General features: G+C 64.3%; 15 protein-coding genes and 1 riboswitch. Of the genes, 7 read left to right on the plus strand and 8 right to left on the minus strand.

The genetic code is table 11. The features are described from left to right. Positions 1 to 23: 23 nt before the first annotated feature. Complete coding sequence (locus ACIPVK_RS20315; RefSeq protein ID WP_407613800.1) at positions 24 to 569, minus strand: OsmC family protein; 546 nt, start codon at positions 567 to 569, stop codon at positions 24 to 26. Between the two features lie 40 nt (positions 570 to 609). Next, positions 610 to 728, minus strand: a riboswitch (SAM riboswitch). A gap of 309 nt (positions 729 to 1,037) precedes the next feature. After that, a complete protein-coding gene (locus ACIPVK_RS20320; RefSeq protein WP_407613801.1) occupies positions 1,038 to 1,541 on the minus strand; it encodes a MarR family winged helix-turn-helix transcriptional regulator in 504 nt (167 codons plus the stop codon). Positions 1,542 to 1,818: 277 nt separating this feature from the next. Here ACIPVK_RS20320 and ACIPVK_RS20325 point away from each other — a divergent pair, with 277 nt between their 5' ends. The 3 genes from ACIPVK_RS20325 (at position 1,819) to ACIPVK_RS20335 (ending at position 4,305) form a co-directional block, all read left to right on the plus strand. Further along, complete coding sequence (locus ACIPVK_RS20325) at positions 1,819 to 2,250, plus strand: VOC family protein (protein WP_407613802.1); 432 nt, start codon at positions 1,819 to 1,821, stop codon at positions 2,248 to 2,250. A gap of 226 nt (positions 2,251 to 2,476) precedes the next feature. Continuing rightward, positions 2,477 to 3,847 carry an FAD-dependent oxidoreductase gene (locus ACIPVK_RS20330; protein WP_407613803.1) on the plus strand — a complete coding sequence of 457 codons (1,371 nt, stop codon included), beginning with the start codon at positions 2,477 to 2,479 and terminating at the stop codon, positions 3,845 to 3,847. Positions 3,848 to 3,912: 65 nt separating this feature from the next. Then, positions 3,913 to 4,305, plus strand: coding sequence for a hypothetical protein (locus ACIPVK_RS20335; protein WP_407613804.1), 393 nt, complete (start codon positions 3,913 to 3,915; stop codon positions 4,303 to 4,305). On the opposite strand, the gene ACIPVK_RS20340 is transcribed toward ACIPVK_RS20335, so the two are convergent. From ACIPVK_RS20340 to ACIPVK_RS20355, 4 genes are all read right to left on the minus strand, one after another. Next, on the minus strand, positions 4,302 to 5,420 hold the full coding sequence (locus tag ACIPVK_RS20340) for a PQQ-dependent sugar dehydrogenase (RefSeq protein WP_407613805.1): 1,119 nt from the start codon (positions 5,418 to 5,420) through the stop codon (positions 4,302 to 4,304). The two genes, ACIPVK_RS20335 and ACIPVK_RS20340, sit on opposite strands and share 4 nt — an antisense overlap. 132 nt (positions 5,421 to 5,552) lie before the next feature. Next, positions 5,553 to 6,452, minus strand: a complete 900-nt coding sequence (locus ACIPVK_RS20345) for a glycine betaine ABC transporter substrate-binding protein (protein ID WP_407613806.1) — start codon at positions 6,450 to 6,452, stop codon at positions 5,553 to 5,555. 57 nt (positions 6,453 to 6,509) lie between these two features. Next, a complete protein-coding gene (locus ACIPVK_RS20350) occupies positions 6,510 to 7,355 on the minus strand; it encodes an ABC transporter permease (protein ID WP_407613807.1) in 846 nt (281 codons plus the stop codon). Next, positions 7,355 to 8,671, minus strand: a complete 1,317-nt coding sequence (locus tag ACIPVK_RS20355; protein WP_407613808.1) for a glycine betaine/L-proline ABC transporter ATP-binding protein — start codon at positions 8,669 to 8,671, stop codon at positions 7,355 to 7,357. Before ACIPVK_RS20355 ends, ACIPVK_RS20350 begins: the two co-directional genes overlap by 1 nt. Before the next feature lie 527 nt (positions 8,672 to 9,198). On the opposite strand from ACIPVK_RS20355, the gene ACIPVK_RS20360 reads away from it, so the two are divergent. After that, positions 9,199 to 9,666: a non-heme iron oxygenase ferredoxin subunit gene (locus ACIPVK_RS20360; protein WP_407613809.1), complete on the plus strand. Its 468-nt coding sequence runs from the start codon at positions 9,199 to 9,201 to the stop codon at positions 9,664 to 9,666. Here the strand turns inward: ACIPVK_RS20360 and ACIPVK_RS20365 are convergent. Continuing rightward, on the minus strand, positions 9,551 to 10,051 hold the full coding sequence (locus ACIPVK_RS20365; protein ID WP_407613810.1) for a DUF805 domain-containing protein: 501 nt from the start codon (positions 10,049 to 10,051) through the stop codon (positions 9,551 to 9,553). The genes ACIPVK_RS20360 and ACIPVK_RS20365 overlap by 116 nt on opposite strands. Before the next feature lie 666 nt (positions 10,052 to 10,717). After that, a complete protein-coding gene (locus ACIPVK_RS20370) occupies positions 10,718 to 13,045 on the minus strand; it encodes a LuxR C-terminal-related transcriptional regulator (RefSeq protein ID WP_407613811.1) in 2,328 nt (775 codons plus the stop codon). A gap of 243 nt (positions 13,046 to 13,288) precedes the next feature. On the opposite strand from ACIPVK_RS20370, the gene ACIPVK_RS20375 reads away from it, so the two are divergent. From ACIPVK_RS20375 to ACIPVK_RS20385, 3 genes are all read left to right on the plus strand, one after another. After that, on the plus strand, positions 13,289 to 13,876 hold the full coding sequence (locus tag ACIPVK_RS20375; protein ID WP_407613812.1) for a flavin reductase family protein: 588 nt from the start codon (positions 13,289 to 13,291) through the stop codon (positions 13,874 to 13,876). Between the two features lie 43 nt (positions 13,877 to 13,919). Beyond that, positions 13,920 to 15,515 (plus strand): 4-hydroxyphenylacetate 3-hydroxylase family protein, encoded by a 1,596-nt coding sequence (locus ACIPVK_RS20380; protein WP_407613813.1) that lies wholly within the window; start codon positions 13,920 to 13,922, stop codon positions 15,513 to 15,515. Positions 15,516 to 15,650: 135 nt separating this feature from the next. After that, positions 15,651 to 16,158: dioxygenase (locus ACIPVK_RS20385; RefSeq protein ID WP_407613814.1), on the plus strand; the 508-nt coding region annotated here is incomplete at its 3' end.

Consider the following 16,158-nt stretch of genomic DNA (forward strand, 5'->3'; position numbering starts at 1 on the left):
CCCACGATCGGTTCATGGTGTTGCTAGCCGGCGGTGACCAGCTCGACGCTGACCGGTGTCGGGTTGCTGAAGATGTCCAGCACCGGGCAGTGTGTGTCGACGGTCGCCTGGAGTTCCTCGTAGCGCTCACGCGTTTCCGGGCCATCGATCTTGACTCTCAGGCGCACGTCGCCGAAGCCGGGGCGGACGGTCTTCTCGATGCCGAAGAGGCCGCGCACGTCCAGGTCGGCATCGGCGTTGATTTCCAGCGAGTCGATCTTGATGCCCAGTTGCTGCGCGTAGAGGCGGTAGACCACGACCTGGCAGGAGATGAGGGCGCCAAGCGCGAACTCGACCGGGCTGGCGGCGGAGTCGTCCCCGGCCAGGGCCTCGGGCTCGTCGACGATGAAGCGGTGCTTGCCGGCGGTGATTTCGCTGGACACCGAACCGGTGGACACGCCGCTGGCCTTGAAAGTCAGGGCCGCGCTGGCGGTGTTGGCCGCAATGCGCTCGCTCCAGGCGGTGCCTGCGGCGGTGAGCCGTTCGGCTCGAATGTCTTCAAGGGTGCTGTCGATCAGGGTTTCGGACATGGAAGTTCGATCCTTTCGTGGCTGGCGCATGCCTTGCGCGGCGCCATACTTACGCCGATCCGGTCGGGCGGCGTCGAATCTTCACCTGGCGCACCCCGCTATGACTAAGAGGGTTGCGGTCCAATCGACCAGGGTCGTGAATGACTGGAGCTCGTGATTCTGTCTACGAGTGTTGCCGATTCCGTGGTGCCCGCGCAAAGCATTCCCTTAACAAAACTTCACGATGAAACGGCCGTTCGTCGAAGAAGTGGCTGTCGTATCGCCGATTGGGGCCAAGGAAGCGAATAGTTGGGGCCTTTCGCGGTTGCGCGGCGAATAAAGGGCGCTGCCGGCTTGCGGCCACTCCTCGGGGCAAGTGGAGTCGGTCCTTGTGGCGTGGCAAGCGCCAAAGAAACACGAAACCGGCCATCGGCCCCGCCCTTTCCGAAATGGATGGGGCCGGGGCCGATGGCCGGTTTAGCGTCGGGGTCAGCCCTCGCGTTGCGGGGCGTCGTTGGCGTTGAGCTTCGAGAGCAGGTCCGCGAAACGCTTGATTTCCTCGGGGTCCCAGGAGATGAGCCGGTTTCTCAGTAATTGGCGCGACGCCGCGCTGGAGGCGAGATAGCCGGCCCGTGCGGGCTCGGTGATGCTGACCAGCATGGCCCGGCCGTCGTTCGGATCCGGGACACGGGTGACCAGTTCCTTGGCCTCGAGCCATTTGATCATCCGGCTCATGGTGGCCTTGTCCACCTGAAGCTCCTCGGCCAGGATGATCTGCTGCTGGGCGTGCTCGCGCGCCAGGATGGAGAGCACCTTGTAGCCCAGCGGCTGGAGTTCCGGATGAATGGCTGCGGCGCGTTTGCGAATGGCCTGGCGTGCCTTGACGACCATGGTCGAGAACTCTTTTTCCACGTCGGCGATCAGTGGATCAAGGGCTTCGGGGTCTGCTGCCGGTCCCGGATCGGGTCGGGAATCGGAGAACGGTGAAGTCATGGGAACCATTTTAGTGGCGATCCGCCGTTTCGAAGTCTTCCAGACGCCGGGTTTGTCGTTCCTGTCCGATCGCTGCCAAGGACGTTTGCCGCGGTACGGGACCAAGCGTATTCGTGGCACTGTTTGGGTTTGCTGCCAACAAGCTCGGCGCGGCGGTTCCTGCAGGGCCGGGTGCCCAGCGATTTCGTGGCAAACAATCGGCCCGAGGGCTTCACGGATCCGGTTGTCGCGGGCAGAATTGCTAAGTGTTGAACCCCGCCAAACGATGGAGAACACCATGGGCACGATCCTCAACCCGTACATCAGCTTCCGCGACACGGCGCGTCCCGCGCTCGAGTTCTACCAGTCGGTATTCGGCGGCGAACTGGACCTGCGTCCCTTCGCGGACTTCGACTTCGCCAAGACCGACAATCCCGAGGACGACAACAAGATCATGCACGGGCACCTGCGTGCCCCCAATGGCATGAACCTGATGGCCGCCGATACCCCCGCTTCCATGGAGTGGAAGGGCGGGACCGCCATCTCCGTCACGCTCAGCGGCGACGACAAGGAAGAAATGACCGGTTACTGGGACAAGCTCAGCGACGGTGCCAAGATCGGCGAGCAGTTGGCACAGGCGCCGTGGGGCGATTGGTTCGGTATGCTCACCGACAAGTTCGGCGTTGATTGGATGGTCAACATTGAAGGGCCGGGCACCACGGGGCAGTGACCGCGGTGCCGCCGGTGAATGAAGCCCGACGGCACCGGCCGGCTGGTAAATGCGTGGGGATGGCCAATGGGTCAAGCCCACGCATTTTCACGCCGTTGCGCGTGTGGGGGTTTCCCAGCGACAGTCGGTGCGTCCGGAATGTGGCCGTTCCCTTGACCGGTCGCGTCGCAATTGACCAGACTCAACCGTAGTCAACATCGAATTTTCCGGAACAAAGGGTGGCCCCATGGAGCACGAACTCGATCTCATTGTCATTGGCTGGGGCAAGGGGGGAAAGACGTTTGCCGGAACCATGGCCCGTGCCGGACAGCGGGTGGCAATCATCGAGGCATCGGCGGACATGTATGGCGGAACGTGCATCAACATCGGCTGTGTGCCCACCAAGGCACTGATCCATGATGCGGAAATCCGCACCGGGAACGGGTTCGACCCCGGCTACTTCGACGCCGCGGTGCAGCGCCGCGACAAGCTCACCGCCGCACTGCGGGCCAAGAACTTCTCCATGCTGGACGGCCTGGATTCCGTCATGACCATCACCGGCCGGGCAAGCTTCACCGGCCCCCGCCGCATCAGGGTCGAGGCAGGTGGGGAAACGCTCGAGCTGGGCGCCAAGCGGATCATCATCAACACCGGCGCGGTGCCCGCGGTCCCGGATCTCGACGGCGTGCGCACCGGCGGGCGGATCCACGACTCCACCACGCTGCAACATGCGCCGCTGCCCAAGTCCCTGGTGGTGGTCGGCGGCGGATACGTCGGGACCGAATTCGCCTCCATGTTCGCGCACTTCGGTTCGAAGGTCACCGTGCTGGACCGCGGGGCGCGGGCGCTGAAAAAGGAAGACGAAGACGTCGCCGCCGAGGTCCTCGGTTCGCTGGGCGACGTGGGGGTCGAAGTCCGGGTTCGCGCCAGCGTGCGGCGCATCAGCCAGGACGCGCAGACAGCACGGGTGCGCTACGAACAGGACGGTCAAGAACACGACATAGAGGCCGAGGCGGTGCTCATTGCCCTCGGGCGCACCCCCGCCACGGCGGGTCTGAACCTGGAAGCTGCGGGCATCGAGCTCACCGCATCCGGGGCCATCAAGGTCGACGAGCGCCTGTCCACCACGGCCGAGGGCGTGTACGCACTGGGGGATGTGAACGGCGGGCCGCAATTCACCTACGTGTCCCTGGACGACAACCGCGTGGTCGCCGATGCGATCCTGGGAACCGGCCAGCGCTCCACCGCCAACCGCGTCGCGGTTCCCCACACCATCTTCACCACCCCGCCGCTGGCACGCGTCGGGCTCAGCGAGGAGCAGGCCCGCGCGCAGGGGCTCGGGATCAAGGTCGCGGTCAAGAAGGTCGCCGAGATTGCCGCGATGCCCCGGCCCAAGATCGTGGGGGATGCCCGTGGCATCATCAAGGTCGTGGTCGATGCCCAGACCGACCTGATCCTCGGTGCGGCACTCATGCATGTGGATTCCCAGGAAGTCATCAACCTGGTGGCACTGGCCATGCGCCAGGGAGTCACCTCGGCCACACTGCGCGACTCGATCTTCACCCACCCCTCCTCGACGGAGGCATTGAACGAGGTGCTCGGGTCGTTCGCCCGCTGATCCCGGCTGGGTCACGCGGGGACCCGGATGGTGTGGGCGGCAGTTTCAGACCATAAGATGAGAGCGTGCAAGACCTGCTGACCAGCCTGGGCCCCGCACTCGACCTCATAGGGTGGGTGGCGCTCTTTGCCGCGGCCGGATTCTATGCCTTTGCCCTGGCCGAACGCCGCCGGGATGCGGAATGGAAGACCGCCGATTATGAGATCGCCGTGCTCGAGGGGCAGGAATGCCTGGTCTTCCACACGGCGGACGGGACCGTCCGCAGCGAGCTTCTGGTGCTCGAACACCCGCGCGTTCCCGAGGGCGAGGCGCTGGTGTACTACCGGGACGACAAGACCGGGTCCTGGCAACTGGAAAAGCCGCGCTCATATGTGCGCTTCCTGTATTGGACGGCCGCGTCCCTGGTGGCCGGTTTCATCCTCAGCAAGGTCCTGGGCGTTATCGCCCATTGGGATTAGCCCATCTCCGCCAGTGACAGGGCGATAATCCGGGATGTGGCCCCCTCATTGGTGGCCAACCACAATTCGTTGCCCACCACCAGTGCATCCCGTAACCGTCCCTCCCGGCCCGTCAGCATTTCCCGGGCACCGGGGAGCGCACCGCCTGCCGGCGGGGTTCCTTGCGGGAGCGGCAACACCCAAAGCCGTTCCCCGCGCAGGCACGCCACATATGCAACGTCTCCGTCAATGGCCAAGGCGCTTGGCGAGGCCTCGGAGGTCTTCGCCCAGACATGGATCGGATCGATAAGTCCCGGGTCGCCTGCCACCCCGGTGACCTGGGGCCAGCCGTAGTTGCCTCCCGCCCGGACCAGGTTCACCTCGTCGTCCTTCTCCGGCCCCAGTTCGCTGATCCACAGGCGACCGGCCGAATCCCAACCGAGCCCCTGCACGTTCCGATGACCGTAGGAATACACCGGGGAACCGGCGAAGGGGTTGCCTTCCGGAATGCCGCCGTCGGGCTCGATCCGCAGGATCTTCCCATTGAGGCGTGCCGGGTCCTGCGCCGCCTGCCGGTCGGTGGCATCTCCGGTGCCGATGTAGAGCAGGCCGTCGGGGCCCAGCTTGATGCGACCGCCGTTGTGGATGCCGGCCCGGGGAATGCCGGTCAGGATGTCGTGGGCGGGCCCCACCCCAGACTCCAGCAGCTCGAAGCGCACCACCCGGTTGTCGTCCCGGGTGCCCATGTAGGCGTAGAGCCACTCGCGACCGCCGGCGTCCGTCAAGATCTCCAACCCCAGCAGGCCGGCCTCGCCGCCCGGAACCACCTGGGGCAGCTGGGCCAATTCCGTGAGCGTGCCGTCGGGGGAGAGTGCCACGATCCTGGCGGTGTCGCGTTCGGAAATGAGGAAGCTGCCGTCCTTGCGGGCGACCATTGACCACGGCGTGTCAAGGCCGGAGGCCTTGATGATCCGTCGGGGATCGGTGCCCGTTGGCGCCGAGGCCGGCGTCGCCGTGGCGATGGGATGCTCCGGGAAAGAGCACCCGGCCAACGCAGCCACGCCCAGCGCGCCCCCCAGGGCCAGGACGGTGCGGCGATCCAGATCGCGGCCGGTCGCGGGCCCGTGAGCCTTCATGGCCGCAAGTCTAGTGCGCGTCGGCCGGCGCGCGGAAGGATCGGTGCAACGGCGGCAAAAACCCGGGCCGCTTGCGACGCCGGCGCTGCCGGTGTCCCAAGCGGCCCGGGCCCTTGGAGAGGTGTCGCGCGGTTACTTCGCGGCGGTCAGCGAATCGACCCATTCCTGGTTTTCGGAGATCCACTGGTCCACGATCGGGGCGTAGTCCTGGGTGTCGGCGCCGTTGAACATCGCGTTTTCAAGGGAGAAGAGCTTCTCGTCATCGATCTTGAAGTCCTTCATCCAACCGGTCAGGGCCGGGAAGTCTTCCTTGAAGGTCAGGCTGCCGTAGGTGCTGATGTGCTCGGCGGTGCCCAACGTGCCCTTGGGATCCTTGAGGTCCTTGATGGGGAACGCGTCATAGGCCCAGTGCGGACGCCACAGCGTCACCAGGACGTCGTCGCCGGCATCCGTGGCCTTTTTCAGCTCGGTCAGCATGGCGGGGGTGGAGGAGGTCACGAAGTCCATCTTCTCCAGGCCGTACTGTGGGATCACTCGCTCCTTCGTGGCCTTGGTCAGGCCCGCACCCGGGTCGATGCCCACGATGCGGTTGCCGAACATTTCGGCCTTGCCCGCGAGCTCGTCCAAGGACTCGATGTCCGCGTCCTTGTTCACGGCCACGGTCAGCTTGGCGTCCTCATACCAGGTGCCCAGCTCCTGGATCTTGTCGCCGTACTTTTCGGCCTGGGTCGCGTGGGTTTCCGGGAGCCAGACGTCCATGGCCATGTCGAAGTCGCCGGTGGAAATCCCGGAGAAGACCGGGGCCACGTCGGCGCTGGTCAGCGTGACATCGTAGCCCTTCTTGTCCAGGATGCGCTCCCACAGGTGGGACACGGCAAGGCCTTCGTCCCATCCGGCGAAGACACCGATGGTGATGTCCTTCTTGTCACCGTTTTCCGGGCCGGCGGCAGCGCCGCCTCCAGAACCACACGCGGTCAGTGCCAGTGCGGAGGCCGCGGCCACGGCCATCAGTGATACGAGTTTCTTCCTCATGGTTCTTGCCTTTCTCGACGACCCCTGGTGTTGCGGGGGTCGCTAATGGGGGAGTGGTTACGCTGCAACGTGCTTCTTGGACCTGCTCAACGAAGCGGTGACGCGATCAAGGAAGATCGCCAGGATGACCACGGAGAGACCGGATTCCACGCCCAGGGGCGTGTTCAGTCCGGTCAGCGCCGCGTAGACGGCGCCACCCAGGCCGCCGGCGCCGACCATGCCGGCGATGACGACCATGGACAGCGAGAGCATGATGATCTGGTTGATGCCGGCCATGATGGTGGGCATGGCCAGCGGGATCTGGATCTGGCGCAGGATGCGCATCGGCGAGGCCCCGAAGGCCTGTCCGGCCTCGACGACTTCGCTGTCAACGGAGCGGATGCCCAGTTCGGTGAAGCGGGCGCCGGGGGCCAAGGCAAAGACGATGGTGGCCACGATGCCCGGGACCGGGCCGATGCCCAGCAAAAGCAGCACCGGAATCAGGTAAACGAACGCCGGCATGGTTTGCAGGAAGTCCATCACGGGCTTCACGATGTTTGAGACCGTAGTGGCTTTGGCCGCTGCGATGCCCAGCGGGACGCTGATGACGACCGCGACCAGGGAAGCTACGAGCACCAGGGCCAGGGAGTGCATGGCATTGGTCCACTGGTTCATCCCGTAGATCAGCAGGAACCCGACAACGCTGCCCACGGCCAGCTTCCAGCCCTTGAGCCAGAAGGCCAGGGCGGCGAGCACCAGGATGACGGCCCAGAACGGCGGGGTCGTGAGAATCCAGTCGAGTCCGTCGTAGAACTGCGCGAAGAAGGCCTTGACGCCGTCGAAGAAGGTGCCGAGGTTTGCGATGACCCAGTCGAGGGCGATCTCGGCCCACTTGCCGACGGGGATCCGGAACAAATCGTCCATTAAAGTGTGCCTCCCATTTCACCGGAGGAACCCTCGGCGAAGATTCCTGTTCGTTCGCTGCCCTCGTCGCTTCCCGCACTCTGTCCCGGGGCAACGATCTGGATCGCGTCGGTTGAAGAGGGTACGTTGCCCAGGGCCGCCAACAATGTTGCGCGTGCGACCGCGCCGACCAACCGTCCCTTCTCGTCGACGACCGGCAGGGGAGTGTTGCTCTCCACGGACCGGCCGAACAGGTCGTTGAGCGCGGTTTCGGTGGAAACCGCGTCGTCCGCCCGAGTCAGGATCTCGGTCAGGTCCGAGCCTCCGCGGTCCGCCAGGGCCATGGTCTCTCGGTCGGTGACGATGCCGCGGAAGTTGCGGTGCCGGTCGATGACGAATGCTCCGGAGGTTTGCTGCTCGCGCATGGTCAGCAGTGCGGCGCGTGCTCCGCCGCTGATGCTGACCACGGCGCGCGGATTCTCCATGACGCTGCCGGCGGTCAGCACACGGGTGCGGTCCACGTCGCGGACGAAGGATGCCACGTACTCGTTGGCAGGGTGGGTGAGGATTTCATCGGGGGTCCCGATCTGCACGATTTCCCCGTCTCGCATCACTGCAATGCGGTCCCCGAGGAACATGGCCTCGTTCAGGTCGTGGGTGATGAAGACAATGGTCTTGCCCAGGTCCGCTTGCAGGGAGGCGAGCTGCTCCTGCATGTCGCGGCGGATCAATGGGTCAAGCGCGGAGAAGGCTTCGTCCATGAGGAGGATGTCGGTCTCCGAGCACAGGGCCCTGGCGAGCCCGACCCGCTGCTGCATGCCGCCGGAGAGCTGCCCGGGGTACTTGTCGCCCCAGCCGGTGAGCCCCACGGTATCGAGCATCTTGGTGGCCAGTTCGGTGCGCTTCTTCTTGTTCACCCCCTGGATCTCCAGGGCGTAGGCGGCGTTTTCCAACACGGTGCGGTGCGGGAGCAGCGCAAAGTGCTGGAACACCATCGAAACGCTCTTCTGCCTGACCTGGCGAAGGCGCTTGCCGGAGATTTTGCTGATGTCCGTGTCGCCAATGTGGACCGATCCGCTGGTCATGGGCCACAGGCCGTTGAGCATGCGGATCAAAGTCGACTTGCCGGAACCTGACAACCCCATGACGACGAAGATCTCGCCCGGCTTGACCTCAAAGGAGGCGTCGATGACGGCGGCGGTGCCCATCTGGGCGACATCCTTGCGTGACTGCCCGTCTCTCAGGGCCTTTACTGCTTCCTGCGGTCTGCGCCCAAACACCTTGAAGGCATTGGTGACACGAAGGGCCGGTGAAGCCGTCCCAGGTGTTGAATTCATGCGGCATTCCATCCACGTGCTGCGCGGGATATCCGGCAACTCGATTTGTGCATTCTTGTTCACTTGGCCGTTGCGTTCGGCTGGTGAGCCTCGCGCAAACGGATGAGACTTAGGTTCTCCACGCTAACAGCCGGGCGCATAAAAATTACTAATCCTCGGCGATTCCTCGTCAAATGGGACGCTTTTTTGGCGCAATCGCCCCGTAATCCCGCATCAGGATCGGAGTTACGACATCGTGATAATGGCGACAGGAAAAAATCAATATGTGATTTGTTTTCATGCGGACCGATGGTGAACAGCGCCCGTTGATTCCTTCGATTTTTAAAAAATACCTGGTCGCTATTCGATGATATTTGAAGATTCAATCACAAGGGGCAAGGGTTGGTTTGGGTGTTGATCGGCTTGCTGGGACCTTCGCCGGTTGGGGACAGGGTAAAAGCAAGAGATGATGGAATCACACGTTTTTCGTATTCCCACCTCCTGCGCGGTTCGCGCAGCGGCGGTGGGGGATCCAAGGAGGCACCTTCATGAGCGAGGCCATCAACATCGGTTCCGTCGACAGCATCGACGAAGGCGAAGCCATCGTCATTCCGTCCGAGGACAACGGGACCAAGGAAGACATTGCGGTGTTCCATGCCGAGGACGGCAACTTCTACGCCATCAACGACGAATGCACGCACGAGACCGCCTCGCTGGCCGACGGCTGGATCGAAGGCACCGAGGTCGAGTGTCCGGTGCACGCCGCCAAGTTCTGCCTCAAGTCCGGCGCGGCGCTTTGCCTGCCGGCGACTGTGGGCGCCCGCACCCACAAGATCGAGGTCAAGGACGGGGAGCTGCTGCTCTACCCGGAAACCCCGGCCGTCTTTTGGTCTCTGGCGACTATGCGGTCGGCTGGGCCGCCGACCAGGCCTGCGCCTTGTCGAAGCGAACGCCTGCCGGGTTGGACGGCAGCAGCATCAGCACGAAGATGGCCAGCCCTCCGAGGACCGGGATGAGGACGAGCAGGTACAGCCACCCGCTGAAGTTTCCGTCGTGAAGTCGACGGACCGAGACGGCGATGCTTGGGACCAACGTGGCCAGGCCGTAGATGATCACAATCACCAGGCCTGGAATCATGCCCGAACCCGGTTCTTGAGTGTATGGATCCGCGGTGGCTGCGCCGCCTGCCGTCATGGCGATCTGTCCGATGATCGAGACCAGGAAGCTCAGCAGGGCGACCCACCAGTATTCGCTGCGGCTTGCGCGGCCGCTGAAGGTTGCGTACTTCTTGAAGAAGCGCTGGATGGCCTCGCCGAACTTTGCTCCGTAGCGGGGCAGTTCCAGGCTGTTCTCGGTTGGGGTGGCGTAGGGGTTCTCGGTGGGGTGACCCGGGTATGACATGATTCGTTTTCCTCCATTGAAGTGATCAGTTCGAGCTTACGTGACTCGCGGTTCGTTGCCCAGTTGGACGCGCCCCTGTTACGGGGCCCGCCGCGTCGGTGCCGATGGCCTGCGCCGAAGACCTGCCGTCGCATCCGCCGGCCGCTGGAGCGGCCGAACCGCCCGTGATATCGCCGCCCTGCCGGCCGGCCACGCCGGCGCCGCCGGGGTGCGGGTCTCGGGAGGGCGCGGCTCGGAGAATCCAAGGTCCGCTCGTGGACCTCGCGTGCCCCCTCCCGCCTCTTACTCGCAGTCGGGCACTTGCCCGGTCGACGGGGGTATGGCAAAAGTCGATACAAACGAAAACGCCATCGAATTGAGCGGTGTTCAAGAATTGGGTATACGGTGATTCCGGAAACCAGTGAACGGTGTTCAGGGCATCGTCTCGGGGCGCCGGGCACCGAGTTCGAGTGCCCGGTGCACGCCGCCAAGTTCTGCCTCAAGTCCGGCGCGGCGCTGTGCCTGCCGGCGACCGTGGGCGCCCGCAGGCACAAGATCGAGGTCAAGGACGGGGAGCTGCTGCTGTACCCGGAAACCCCGGCCGTCTGGCCAACGCCCCGGACGAGAAAAGATGGCGGCCGCGGCGGCGAACGCAGGGGATGTTCGCCGATGGGCGATCAGGTGGCCCTAGCCAGGTGGTTGGCCCAATGCTGTCGCCCATGCGGCGATCTGGGAGCGGGTGCTGAAGCCGAGCTTGGCCAGGATGCGTTCGACGTGGCCGTCAACGGTGCGCGGGGAAATGACCAGCTGCTGTGCAATAAGTCGGTTGGTCAGACCTTTGGCGACAAAACCAGCGACCTGCATTTCCTTCTTGGTCAGGGGGTTTTGCTCGGATCCAACCGTCGCCGGCCCGGGGGTCACTCCGAGCGCGCAGTCGATGGCCTGGGTCTTCGACATCCGGGGTTCTCCGCTGGCCGGGGACGGGCTGCGCCGGCCAAGGCCTTGGCGCATGCGCTCGTTGCTTGAGTCGGAAGCTTCTTGCATGTGCGGACCGAACGACGCGACGGTGATTCCCAGTTCGGACCAAACCGATGCAACGGCATAGGCCAGTTCGGCGGCCCGATCGTAGTTGCCCGTGGACACGGTGATCCAGTGCAGTGCCTCGAGGCTCAGCGCCACGCACACACCGTCCTGGAAGGTGTCGCGCTGGATGCGGAGTGCTTCGGTGACTGCAGCGGTGGCCGAGTCATACTCTCCTAGCCTCCAGTAGCTGATCCCGCGGATCCAATACGCGTAGGCACGATTCCAGAGTTCGCCGTGGGAGGTGGCGATTTCGATGACCCGTCGGCAGGTTTCCAGCGCCGCCTCGAGACGATTGTCCAAGGCCTGGGCCATGCCCAGTTGAAAGAGCGCCGTCAACATGGCCGCGTTATCACCGTGGTCGGCATGTGCCGTACTCACCTTTTCGTAGAGCTCAATGGCCCCTGCCAGGTCTCCGCTGAATAGCCGGTGCAGCGCGAGCCAGTGTTCGGCGTGTGCCTCGAGCGCCACGTCCTCCAGCTCCCGGGCAATCCGGAGGCATTCGCCGGCGTAGCCTGCCCCCGTGTCGTGGTCGCCCTGGATGAGGCTGACCCAGGCTGCAACCCACATGGCCGACGCGTAGTCCGGATGATGGGCATCCGGGCATTCCTCCAAAACCCGATCGAGCAGCGCACGACCTTCCGGGATGAAATTCCCGGAGACCCATTGGTAGCGCAGCAGGGAAGCCATCCGGGCGGCGGTTGCGTGCTCACCGGGAGCCTCCAGGGCCCATTCCATGGCCGAGGTCAGGTTGGCCCTGTCCACTCGCGCGGCTTGCAGAAAGCGGCTTTGGTTCGGACCGCACCAGTTCCGGACCATCTTGTCGCATCGTTCCTCATAGTGCCGGAGATGTCGCGTGCGCAAGGTCTTCACATCCTCCGGGTTGGCCAGCAGCTCCTGGCCATACTCGCGGATGGTCACCAACTGGTGGTACCGCAGCACTTCCCCGTCGCGGCGGACTGAGAGGATTGACTTTGAGACCAGGGCATCCAGCAGGTCGAGCACCTCGCCGGATGAAAGATCATCGAATCCGCAGACCGCTTCGGCCGCCTCCATGTCGAAGCTGCCGGGGAACACCGATAGCCTGCGCCAAAAAAGCTGCTCGGATTCGGAACACAACTCGTAGCTCCAATCGACGAGCGCCCGCAGAGTCTGCTGCCGCGGCAGGGCGGCACGGTCACCTCGGTTGAGTAACTGGAAACGTCGATCAAGGCGCTCGAGCAGCTGGGTCGCCGACAAGGAACGCAGGCGAGTGGTGGCCAGCTCGATAGCCAACGGCATTCCATCTAGCTGTGTGCACAGTTGGGCCACGACGGGAGCGTTGTCCGCATCCAGGGCAAAGCCCGGCACGACGTTGCGTGCCCGGGCCACGAACAACGCGACGGCCTCGAAGCTTTCAAGCTGCTCGACGCGCACGTGTTCATCGGCTGCCGGGGTTGACAGCGGGGGAATGGCATAAAGGGTTTCTCCGGTGATGCCCACCGGTTCGCGGCTGGTGGCAAGGATGCGCACGCCGGGCGCCTGTCCAAGGATCCGGTCGACCAGGAGGCTGACCTCGTCGAGCAGATGCTCGCAGTTGTCCAGCACCAGGAGCATTTCCTTGTCCCGCAAATGATCGGTCAGCCGGTCCAAGGCGGGGCGCTGTGACTGGTCCGAGACTTCCAAGGCCGCCGCCACCACGGGCGCGATGGACGCGGTATTGGTCAGCGGGGCCAGCTCGACGATCCTGACCCCGTCGCGGTAGGCCCGGCGTGCCTGCTGGGTAATTTCCCCCGCCATCCGCGACTTGCCCACGCCTCCCGCGCCCGTCAGGGTGACCAGGCGGGACGAGGACATCAAAGCCTTGGCTTCGGCCATTTCGTGCCGACGGCCGATGAAGGAAGTCATTGAAAGCCGGCCCGTAGTGAAGCGGGAATCCATTGGTTGCCTAGTCATCGGTTGTTTTTCTCCAGTCTGCTGCCACGGGCTTCCACCGTGTGCGGTGGGTTCCGGGAGTGTGCCAAGCCTGCCGAAACCCATTCGTTCGGCTCCAAGTCTCTCATCACGGGCCCGGTGTTCTATGACGCAGGACACAATACGGGTATCGGAGGGGGTGGTTCTACCCATGTGGCGGGCGACGATTCGGTCCAAGCTGGTGTGCATCGACCAGACCGAAACCACGGACCCAAGGAGCGAGCCATGAGCCAGCAACCAGCCCCAACCGGCCAGCTGCCGGATATTGATCCGCGCCAGCTGCGAAACGCCTTCGGCAAGTTCGCCACCGGCGTCACCGTGGTCACCTGCCGCACCCCGGACGGCGTGCCGCACGGGGCCACGGTCAACGCGTTCACCGCGGTGTCCCTGGATCCGCCGCTGGCCCAGGTCACCCTGATTCGCGGGAACAAGATCTCCGGGCTCCTCGAAGACTCCCCGTTCGCTATCAACATCATGTCCTCGGGCCAATTGGACACCTGCCTGAACTTCGCCGGCAAGCCGATGAAGGGCGAGGTGGCTTGGCGCCCCGATGCCGAGGGCATCCCCGTGCTCGAAGGCAACAGCGCGACCCTGGAATGTGAGCCCTGGGCCGTCTACGACGGCGGGGACCACCTGATCGTCATCGGCCGGGTCATCGCCCTGCACAGCGACGACGAGTTGGATCCGTTGTGTTTCTTCTCGGGCAAGTTCCGCGAAATCGGGGACCATGTCGGAGGTGCACCCTGGGCCCTGTGCGGAGACAGCATGGCTACAGGTTGGTTCGAGGGCAGTACCGACTTCAACGCCTTCTGAGAAATTTTCCCCCTACCCACCCCCAGCAAAGGAGCTGAGCACCATGACCCAGGCACCCGACACCGAAAGGAACGTTGCGGACATGTCCGCGCGGACCATCCCCGCCAACCCGAAGTTGCCGATGACGGGCGACGAATACATCGAGTCGCTGCGCGACGGCCGCGAGGTCTACATCCACGGCGAGCGCGTCGATGACGTGACCACCCACCCGGCCTTCCGCAATTCGGTCCGCATGGCCGCCCGCCTGTACGACGGGTTCCACGATCCGGCCACCTCCGGCAAGCTGCTTTCCCCGACCGACACCGGATCCGGCGGCATGACCCACCCGTTCTTCAAGGTCCCGAAGTCCGTGGAAGACCTGAAAGAATCGCGCACCGCCATCGAGACCTGGGCCCGGATGAGCTACGGCTGGCTCGGGCGCTCGCCGGACTACAAGGCGGCCTTCCTGGGGACCCTGGGATCCATGCCGGAGTTCTACTCGCCATACCAGGAGAACGCACTGCGCTGGTACAAGGAGTCGCAGGAGAAGGTCCTGTACTGGAACCACGCGATCATCAACCCGCCGGTTGACCGCCACCTGCCGCCGGACGAAGTGGCCGACGTCTTCATGAAGGTGGAGAAGGAGACCGACAATGGCGTGATCGTTTCCGGCGCGAAGGTCGTGGCCACCGGTTCGGCCATCACCAACTTCAACTTCATCTCGCACTACGGGCTGCCGATCAAGAAGAAGGAATACGCGCTGATCTGCACCGTGCCAATGGATGCCCCGGGCGTGAAGCTGATTTCGCGCACCTCCTATGCGCAAAACGCCGCGGTGACCGGCACCCCGTTCGACTACCCGCTATCCTCGCGCATGGACGAGAACGACGCGGTGTTCGTGTTCGACAAGGTGTTGGTGCCCTGGGAGAACATCTTCGCCTATGGGGACCCGGAGCAGATCAACGGCTTCATGCCGCAGACCGGCTTTATTCAGCGCTTCACTTTCCAGGGCTGCATCCGCCTGGCCGTGAAGCTGGACTTCATTGCCGGACTGTTGCTCAAGGCCCTGGAGATCACCGGCACCCAGGATTTCCGCGGCGTGCAGGCGCGGGCCGGCGAGGTCATCGGCTGGCGCAACCTGTTCTGGGGACTGGTCGACGGGATGATGCTCAATCCGGACAAGGGGCCGAACGGCTCGGTGCTGCCGAAGATGGAATACGGCATGGCCTACCGCATGTTCATGGCCCAGGGCTATGCGCGCATCAAGGAAATCATCGAGCAGGACGTGGCCTCGGGCCTGATTTACCTGCCCAGCGGCGCGCTGGACTTCCAGAACCTGGAAATCCGCCCGTACCTGGACAAGTACGTGCGCGGGTCCAACGGGGTGCAGGCGGTGGACCGCGTGAAGCTGATGAAGCTGCTCTGGGACGCGATCGGCTCCGAGTTCGGCGGCCGCCACGAGCTGTACGAACGCAACTACTCGGGCAACCATGAGAACGTGCGCGTCGAGATGCTCATGCACGCCAAGCAGACGGGCACCGCAGGCATGATGAACGGCATGGTCGAACAGTGCATGGGCGAGTACAACTTGGATGGCTGGACAGTTCCGGACCTATTCAACAGCGACGACGTGAACGCCTACATGAAGCGCGGTCGCTAACACGGCAACCGGCCGGGTCCGACTCCCGGGGACTTGGGGCGGGGCTGGACCGTGCGGTCCGGCCCCGCCCGGTCCCGCGGAGGGAACGGGGTCCTTGGTGGGACCTCGCCGAACGATTTTCTCCAGGAGACTTCCATGAACCACACATCGGCCAACAGCGCGTCCGGGGATCCGACCGGCGAGCAGCAGCAACGCGTGGAGGAGGACCTCACCGCGCGGGTGCTGGCCTCCTTCGACGGATGCACCGACGAGCGCCTCAAGCACCTCATGCAATCGCTGACCCGCCACCTGCACGCCTTCATCCGCGACGTTCGGCTCACCGAGGCCGAATGGGAGGCCGCCATTGGGTTCCTTACCGCGGCCGGACACATCACCGACGACAAGCGCCAGGAATTCGTGCTGCTCTCCGACGTGCTCGGCGCCTCCATGCAGACCATCGCGGTGAACAACGAGGCACAGGGGAACGCGACCGAGGCGACCGTCTTCGGCCCGTTCTTCGTCGAAGACGCCCCCGAAATCCCGATCGGCGGGGACATCGCCGGCGGAGCGGCCGGCCAGCCCTGCTGGATCGAGGGCACCGTCACCGACACCGTCGGCACCCCCGTCCCCAACGCGCGGATCGAGGTCTGGGAAGCGGACGAGG

Origin of the sequence: Paeniglutamicibacter sp. MACA_103 (assembly GCF_045798555.1) — a bacterium.
GTDB lineage: Bacteria > Actinomycetota > Actinomycetes > Actinomycetales > Micrococcaceae > Paeniglutamicibacter.

Coding starts and splice junctions, on each gene's coding strand:
- ACIPVK_RS20360 (WP_407613809.1), top strand. CDS start 9,199: ATGAGCGAGGCCATCAACATCGGTTCCGTCGACAGCATCGACGAAGGC.
- ACIPVK_RS20355 (WP_407613808.1), bottom strand. CDS start 8,671: ATGAATTCAACACCTGGGACGGCTTCACCGGCCCTTCGTGTCACCAAT.
- ACIPVK_RS20345 (WP_407613806.1), bottom strand. CDS start 6,452: ATGAGGAAGAAACTCGTATCACTGATGGCCGTGGCCGCGGCCTCCGCA.
- ACIPVK_RS20370 (WP_407613811.1), bottom strand. CDS start 13,045: ATGACTAGGCAACCAATGGATTCCCGCTTCACTACGGGCCGGCTTTCA.
- ACIPVK_RS20350 (WP_407613807.1), bottom strand. CDS start 7,355: ATGGACGATTTGTTCCGGATCCCCGTCGGCAAGTGGGCCGAGATCGCC.
- ACIPVK_RS20320 (WP_407613801.1), bottom strand. CDS start 1,541: ATGACTTCACCGTTCTCCGATTCCCGACCCGATCCGGGACCGGCAGCA.
- ACIPVK_RS20375 (WP_407613812.1), top strand. CDS start 13,289: ATGAGCCAGCAACCAGCCCCAACCGGCCAGCTGCCGGATATTGATCCG.
- ACIPVK_RS20330 (WP_407613803.1), top strand. CDS start 2,477: ATGGAGCACGAACTCGATCTCATTGTCATTGGCTGGGGCAAGGGGGGA.
- ACIPVK_RS20365 (WP_407613810.1), bottom strand. CDS start 10,051: ATGTCATACCCGGGTCACCCCACCGAGAACCCCTACGCCACCCCAACC.
- ACIPVK_RS20315 (WP_407613800.1), bottom strand. CDS start 569: ATGTCCGAAACCCTGATCGACAGCACCCTTGAAGACATTCGAGCCGAA.
- ACIPVK_RS20340 (WP_407613805.1), bottom strand. CDS start 5,420: ATGAAGGCTCACGGGCCCGCGACCGGCCGCGATCTGGATCGCCGCACC.
- ACIPVK_RS20325 (WP_407613802.1), top strand. CDS start 1,819: ATGGGCACGATCCTCAACCCGTACATCAGCTTCCGCGACACGGCGCGT.
- ACIPVK_RS20380 (WP_407613813.1), top strand. CDS start 13,920: ATGACCCAGGCACCCGACACCGAAAGGAACGTTGCGGACATGTCCGCG.